At 44.1% G+C, this 7,276-nt stretch carries 8 protein-coding genes; 6 read left to right on the top strand and 2 right to left on the bottom strand.

Annotated elements, in window-relative coordinates:
* Positions 1-45: 45 nt before the first annotated feature.
* On the top strand, positions 46-135 hold the full coding sequence (locus VK097_RS15430; protein ID WP_324210329.1) for a putative holin-like toxin: 90 nt from the start codon (positions 46-48) through the stop codon (positions 133-135).
* A gap of 193 nt (positions 136-328) precedes the next feature.
* Here VK097_RS15430 and VK097_RS08115 read toward each other — a convergent pair whose 3' ends face one another.
* Together VK097_RS08115 and VK097_RS08110 are read right to left on the bottom strand one after the other, a co-directional pair.
* Positions 329-613: a hypothetical protein gene (locus VK097_RS08115; protein ID WP_324211310.1), complete on the bottom strand. Its 285-nt coding sequence runs from the start codon at positions 611-613 to the stop codon at positions 329-331.
* 169 nt (positions 614-782) lie between these two features.
* Positions 783-2,147, bottom strand: coding sequence for a sigma-54 interaction domain-containing protein (locus tag VK097_RS08110; protein WP_324211309.1), 1,365 nt, complete (start codon positions 2,145-2,147; stop codon positions 783-785).
* Positions 2,148-2,491: 344 nt separating this feature from the next.
* Here VK097_RS08110 and VK097_RS08105 point away from each other — a divergent pair, with 344 nt between their 5' ends.
* The 5 genes from VK097_RS08105 (at position 2,492) to VK097_RS08085 (ending at position 7,273) form a co-directional block, all read left to right on the top strand.
* Complete coding sequence (locus VK097_RS08105) at positions 2,492-3,265, top strand: enoyl-CoA hydratase-related protein (protein ID WP_324211308.1); 774 nt, start codon at positions 2,492-2,494, stop codon at positions 3,263-3,265.
* Between the two features lie 45 nt (positions 3,266-3,310).
* The gene (locus VK097_RS08100) at positions 3,311-4,099 is read left to right on the top strand and encodes an SDR family oxidoreductase (RefSeq protein WP_324211307.1); all 789 of its coding nucleotides are present in this window, start codon (positions 3,311-3,313) and stop codon (positions 4,097-4,099) included.
* A 470-nt stretch (positions 4,100-4,569) separates the two neighbouring features.
* Positions 4,570-5,709: an ABC transporter ATP-binding protein gene (locus VK097_RS08095; RefSeq protein ID WP_324211306.1), complete on the top strand. Its 1,140-nt coding sequence runs from the start codon at positions 4,570-4,572 to the stop codon at positions 5,707-5,709.
* Positions 5,702-6,379, top strand: a complete 678-nt coding sequence (locus tag VK097_RS08090; protein ID WP_324211305.1) for an ABC transporter permease — start codon at positions 5,702-5,704, stop codon at positions 6,377-6,379. Before VK097_RS08095 ends, VK097_RS08090 begins: the two co-directional genes overlap by 8 nt.
* 3 nt (positions 6,380-6,382) lie before the next feature.
* Complete coding sequence (locus VK097_RS08085) at positions 6,383-7,273, top strand: glycine betaine ABC transporter substrate-binding protein (protein ID WP_324211304.1); 891 nt, start codon at positions 6,383-6,385, stop codon at positions 7,271-7,273.
* Positions 7,274-7,276: the final 3 nt, after the last annotated feature.

Here is a 7,276-nt window from a genome sequence, read left to right as displayed (position 1 = left end):
ACGGCTGATACGTCTTTGCCGGCAAAGGGGGTGAGGCTTTTGGGTATGTTTGAAGTGTTTATGGTACTGATTGGCTTCGGTACCTTGTTGATTGGATTGCTGGCGTTAATCGTGGAAATGATTAACAGAAAATAGACCCCCCTCGAAACCCTGCAGCGGAATAAGAGAGAGGTCTATTCATGAAAAGCCGAACCACTGAAGGAACAGCTTAATCGACCACAGTACCTGCTGTGGTCTTATTACTATATGCAAATCTCTTCCTACATTATACCTAGAAATGGTGGTTATGAAAAGAGAAAAGACTCGGGAATAAGCATAAAAGCCATTTTTAAGTTACCATAATATTTTTCTTTTTAATTAGCAAGAAAGCATAAATTTTTGGCTCTAGGAAAACTTTATCAAAAATTGCCACGTCCGGCTCCAGCAAAGCTGTAGCGTGACTTCCTTCACCTCCGTCCGATAAGTCAACAGCGATTCCAGAAGTCCAAGGAAGGCCGACTAAACCCGGGCTTTGCGCCCAACGTCGGCATACCCCCTTATGAGGGGGGCATGTTTCCTTTATCTCCGGCGGCCAGTGGGGCAGATCGGCTAAAACCGCCGCGATGCGCGGCAACACCGACCCTGCCGCAGCGCTGAGCGCAGTCCGTACGTCACTAAACGGGCGCCCCGAGCCTTTGTTCTTTGAATAAAGGTCGCTGTAATTTTTATAATTTGTATACCGGTTTCATGAAGGGAGGTAACGTTTGTTGCTTAATGAAACCGCTTACTATTTTACCGGCGAACTATAAATCTTTCTGTAAATCGCTGCAATACTTACGGATAAGTCTTGTTGCGGTCGTTTGGCTGACTTGTAAATCTTCTGCGACTTTTCGTGAACTTTTATGTTGTTGATACGATTTTCTGATCATGTACTGTTTTGCCTGTTCCACTGCCTCATCCATTGTTAATGGTGTGTCCGGATCGGTGTCGGCATGCTGCTTTTTTTGAAAAAACGTTTCGGGGAGATCGTGATATTCAATAACGTTATCACTGATAATCACCAGTCGCTCCATCAGGTTTTCCAATTGACGTATATTGCCCGGCCACGAATATTCGGTAAGGACACCGAGGCATTTTTGAGAAATCACTTTATTTGTCTCATATTCCTGGTTAAATTTATTTAAAAAATAATAGATAAGTGGAATAATATCTTCTTTTCGTTCCCGGAGTGGTGGCAATGTGAGGTCAATTACGTTCAACCGGTAGTATAAATCTTCCCGGAATTTTTCTTCTTCGATAAGTTGGGCCAAATCCCGATTGGTAGCTGCAATGAAGCGGATGTTTACTTTTTTCTTTTTGTGTCCGCCAACCGGAATAAACTCTTTATCCTGGATAACTTGCAGCAGTTTTGCCTGAAGGACCATCGATATATCGCCGATTTCATCGAGGAAGATGGTGCCATTATCGGCTGTTTCCAGTAATCCGCTTTTTCCAGACGGGTTCGCCCCGGTAAAGGCGCCCTTTGTGTAACCGAATAGCTCGGATTCCAATAACTCTTCGGGGATTGCCGCGCAATTGATTGTTAAAAATGATTGATCTTTTCGACTGCTTGCCTGATGGATATACTGGGCAAGGATCCCTTTTCCGGTTCCCGATTCACCCTGAATCAAGATGGTTGAATTCGTTTTGCCGACCTTTCCCGCGAACTTTATGATGTGTTTGATTTTATCGGAATGGGTAATCATGCCATGCGCTTCTTGTGATTCGATTTTCACAAGTTCGTTGTATGTATGTGTTTTGAAGTTGTCTAATGCTCTAGCTGTTGTGATGACCAATTCGATCTCATTCCGGTCATTTAAAACGGGGATCGCTGATGTAAACAGTTCAGCGCCTGTATTGGTTGTCTGGATAATCGATATCGGTTTTTTCTTCTTATACACTTCCGGATAAATCGACGGGGTCCAATATGCTTTTTCAAATAAATGCGTGCTTTCTTTTCCAAGCAAATCTTCTTTTTTAAGCCCGTAATTCCGTTCACAGATACTATTGACGTAAATAATTTGCCGCTTGTTGTTAAAGATAAAAATTTCATCAGAAGAATAATCCAACAGGTCTTTTAACAATACCGGTGTAATTTCGATTTTGTTTTCATTATCAGTCTGATTCATGCTATTGGCTCCTCTTATTCAAAATAAGGGTAAAAACACTTCATCCCTGCTGATCACGTAGAGGTACTGCCTATATCCCCGACAGTAAAGGGTCGGAGTGTTGCCAACGATGATATAGCAAAAAAGTCTAAATTATTTAAATATAATTATACCATATACATTAAAAAAGTGTCTATTTCAGTTTATGAGTCATTATTGGGTGTCATGAGTATAAAAAAACTCATCCGGATGATTCTGAATATACAGAAGGTTGTGTTAGCGGGTCTGAATTTTGGCATGGATTTTGCAACGTATTTTAGCAAGCATCGTAATAGTTTAGCAGGAGCGGGGAGGGCGTATTGGCAATGAAATACATCGATATCGCACGGGATGGTCCCGTGTTTGAAGTGACGTTGAACCACCCGAAAGTGAATGCGATTAATACCTTATGCAGTCGCGAATTGGATCAGGCTTTTTGTCAGTTTCGTGATGACCCTTCTTTACGAGTAGCGATTATAACGGGTGCGGGCGACCGGTTCTTTTCAGCCGGCTGGGATTTGAAGGCGGAGGAGTCAGTTAATGCGGATCACGGCCCAGGGGGGTTCGCCGGTTTGACCGAACGATTTGATTTAAATAAACCGGTCATCGGGGCGGTCAATGGAATGGCGGTTGGCGGCGGATTGGAACTGGCACTCGCGTGTGATCTTGTCATTGCAGCGGACCATGCGGCATTTTTATTCCCGGAAGTAACAATCGGCATGATGCCGGATGCAGGTGGCATATTGCGGTTGCCGAAAAGGATTCCGCGGGCGATTGCGTTGGAAATGATTTATACGGGAAGTCCCTTAACCGCCGAACGCGCGTATCATTATGGCTTGATAAACCGTGTAGTAAGCGGTTCCGAACTAATGCAAGAAACACGAAAAATTGCCGATAAAATTGTGAAAGCAGCACCATTAGCCATTGCGGCTGCCAAGGAAATGTTGCGCCACACCGAACAGGAATCAGTAGAAGCAGGCTACCAAATCATGCGTAGCGGAAAGCTTCCGGCCTATCAAAAAATGCTGCAATCGGATGATGTGCTGGAAGGACAACAAGCTTTCGTGGAAAAGCGCGAACCTGTCTGGACAGGAAAGTGAACGGTTTGACAGGGGCTATAACAATTGGGAAGGGTGTATGAACAAATGGAACATGAGAATATTTTTGCTCCGCAGCTATTTGCCGGAAAATCGGCGCTCATAACCGGGGGTGGTACGGGAATCGGTTTGACCATCGCTCGTTTGCTTGGCAGTTTGGGAGCACATGTGATGTTGGTTGGACGAACAAAGGAAACATTAGAACAAGCAGTATCGGATTTGCAAGCGGAAAATATACATGCAGATTTTATTCCGGCTAATATCCGCGCCGAACAAGAGGTCGCGGAATTGTTTGAAGCGGTTTCGGGTCGATGGGGCGGTTGTGATTTTTTAGTAAACAATGCAGGGGGGCAATTCGCTGCGCCTGCATTGGACATTTCCGCGAATGGCTTTCGGTCGGTAATCGATTTGAATTTACAAGGTACATGGCAGATGAGTACCGCGTTTGCTCACATGGTCATCGGACATGGGAGTCCAGGACGTATCGTTAACATTGTATTATGCCTGAAGTCGGGAATCCCCGGGATGGTGCATGCAGGCGCTGCACGAGCAGGTGTCTTGAATATGACCAAGACACTCGCTTACGAGTGGGGAAAGTATGGAATTACGATAAATGCGATCGCACCGGGAACGATTGCCACAGCCGGCTTGAATCAGTATGACAATAACAAAATTCAAAAATCAGTGGGAAGGCTCCCGATTGCAAGATTTGGGACAGCGGATGAGGTTGCCGCATCAGCAGCGTATCTATTATCACCAGCTGGCAGTTACATGACCGGCACGACACTGGAAGTTGACGGCGGTGAGCATTTGTTGGGTGCTTCAGAACAAATTTGAAGGGGAGGATGATGATGTAGGAACGGATAGAAGAAATGACAGCTTTTCGGGTACCACTTCCGTCGGATAATCTTTCTATGGTGTGCCGGTACCAAATAGATGACTGATATGGCTAATAGTCTTGAAGCTAGTGTATAGCAAAGAAACTCGCTATTTAAATAAGTATGGGAGCGTAATATCGTAAAATTACTGTAATATAAATGTAAAACACACACTATCGATAGTTGACAATTTGTCGAAAACTATTACTATATTAGTGTACCTATTTGCAAAAATAATAATTTATTATTTTTTTTGGAAGAATCTGTGAAATGGTGTGGGGCGGAGGTTCTCCCAAAAGTGTCATGGCAGTTTCAAAGATTCAATCCGGAAGGGGGGAAGGTTTATTGTAAATAGTGTACATAAATGTTTGGTCGAAATTTATCACGCAAGCTTGAATTTCACTTAATATTTTAGGGTGGTGAGTCAACGTGATCGAGTTCAAAAATATTTATAAGAAGTTTGAAGGGGGGAATGATGTTTTAAAAGATATTAATCTGACGTGCGAAGATGGGGAAATTACAGTATTAATCGGGCCAAGCGGCTGCGGGAAAACGACGACGATGAAATTGATTAACCGTCTGATCACCCCGACGAAGGGAAGCATTTTCATCGATGGAAAAGATATTTCGCAAATCAATACGGTTGAACTGCGGCGGGGAATCGGATATGTGATTCAGCATATCGGCTTATTCCCTCATATGACCATTGGGCGAAACGTCGGGGTTGTACCACATTTATTAAAATGGAATCAAGTGCAAATCGATGAACGTATAGATGAATTGCTCGAGCTTGTCGGACTTGATCCGAAAGTGTACAAAGAGCGCTATCCTTCTGAATTAAGTGGTGGACAGCAACAGCGCATCGGGGTTATCAGGGCCCTTGCTGTAGAACCGGGGATCATTTTAATGGATGAGCCATTTAGTGCGCTTGACCCTATCAGTCGTGAGCAGCTTCAGGAAGAACTGATCCGTCTGCAGAAAGAGATCAAGAAGTCGATTGTTTTCGTGACGCATGATATGGATGAGGCGTTAAAAATCGCGGACAAAATCGTGTTGATGCGGGATGGCCAGATTATCCAGCATGGCAGTCCGGAAGAAATTTTACGGCGCCCGGCAAATGATTTTGTGAAAAATTTTATCGGGGAAAAGCGCTTGAAAAAAGCGATGGATATGCCGGCCGTTGCCGATGTCATGGTACGAAAGCCCGCCACTATTCTTCCTTACCGGGGTCTTGCCGTTGCGATGAACATGATGGAAAAGAAGCAAGTTGATTCGCTCGTTGTTGTGGATGATGATAATAGAATCGAAGGTTACGTTTCGATTTATGATGTAACAAGGGAATTTGATAATGAAACGAAGCAGGTAAAGGATATTGTCCAGCCGTTTATGCACAGAGCAGAACCTGATTCATTGCTGTCGGATGCTGTAAACATTCTGGATGAGTCCAAGCTATCCTATATTCCGGTTGTCAGTGCGGATAATACACTGGCTGGTCTCTTGACGCGAGGAAGTATTGTCGGCCATATGCGGGAGATATACTCCCAGGAGAGGTGGGCGTACAATGCATAGTTTCAGTGATTATTTCTATGTATTTGTCGAGCGTGCTTCTGATATTTTCGATGCACTTTTGATGCACTCGCTGATTTCCGGCGCAGCTGTTTTGCTTGGGTGCCTTGTGGCGATTCCATTGGGTATTTTTCTCACTAAAACTTCCTACCAATGGATCCAATCTCTCGTATTCACCATTACTAATATTTTCCAGACAATCCCGAGTCTGGCGATGCTGGCCATTTTCATTCCCCTGATTGGCATCGGTTTAAAACCAGCTATCATCGCGCTGTTTTTATACTCATTAATGCCCATTCTACGCAATACATACGCTGCCTTTGAATCCATTGACCCTGGAATTATCGAATCTGCAAAGGGGATGGGCTACAGCCCCCTGCAACGGATGATCCAAATTGAGGTACCACTGGCAATGCCGTATATTATGTCTGGAATCAGATTAACATCGGTTTATATTATCAACTGGGCTACACTGGCCGCATTAATCGGTGCCGGCGGGTTGGGACAGTTGATTATTGGCGGAATGGGTGTCAATGACAAACCGCTTATTTTGGCAGCAGCTATTTTAGCCATGGTATTGGCCCTTGTCGTTGACTTCTTGTTTGGGCGATTGGAAAAAATTTTTGTGAAACGGGAAAGTTCAGAACAAAACATTATGCAAATGGAGGAGTAAACAATGAAGAAATTTGGAATTGTTTCGGTTCTAATCATGTTATTGTTCGCCCCGCTCGCAGCTTGTTCAGGCAGCGGAACGATAACGATTGGAGCACAGACATACACAGAAACGAAAATTCTTGCCCATATGTATAAAGATCTGATCGAACAGGAGACGGATCTTTCCGTCGAGATAACCCCGGACATGGCGACAAGTCCAATCGTGCTTGAAGGAATGCAAAGCGGGGACATCGATATGTCGACCCAGTTTACGGGAACAGCGATTTCGTCGTTTACTGAAATTGAGAACCCAAAAGATTCAGCTGCTACATTACAGCAGGCGAAAGACTTCTTTAGCGGCGATGATTTCAATTTTAAGTTTTTTGATGGATTAGGGTATGCAAACACATACGCGTTTACAGTACGCGAGGATATTGCCGAAGAATACGGGCTGGAAAAAGTGTCCGACTTGCAAGGTATTGCGAGTGATTTTAGTGCCGGATTCGATACAGCGTGGCTGGAACGCGAAAACGATGGTTATACTGCCTTCGTAGATACGTATGGATTTGAATTTGGGGATACAAACCCAATGGAAATCGGCCTCGTTTACGATGCAGTAAAAAAAGGGGAAGTGGATATTGTGCTTGCTTATTCCACCGACCCGCGTATAGTTGCATACGATTTGAAAATTTTGAAGGATGACAAAAGTTTCTTTCCGCCATATAATGCAGCACCAGTCGTAAGAAATGAAGTATTAGATGAGTATCCGGAAATTGCCGATGCCATCGAACCGTTAATCGGAAGCTTTGATGAGGAAACGATTGGCAATCTGAATGGAAAAGTTGATCTTGATGGTGAAGAAATAGAAGACGTTGCCAAGAAATATCTGGAACAACAAGGCTTGTTGGAGTAGGTG

This window comes from Lentibacillus sp. (assembly GCF_035301675.1).
Taxonomy (GTDB): Bacteria; Bacillota; Bacilli; order Bacillales; family Amphibacillaceae; genus Lentibacillus.
The sequence above is the reverse complement of the archived record's forward strand: the minus strand, read 5'-3'. Positions and strand labels throughout refer to the sequence as shown.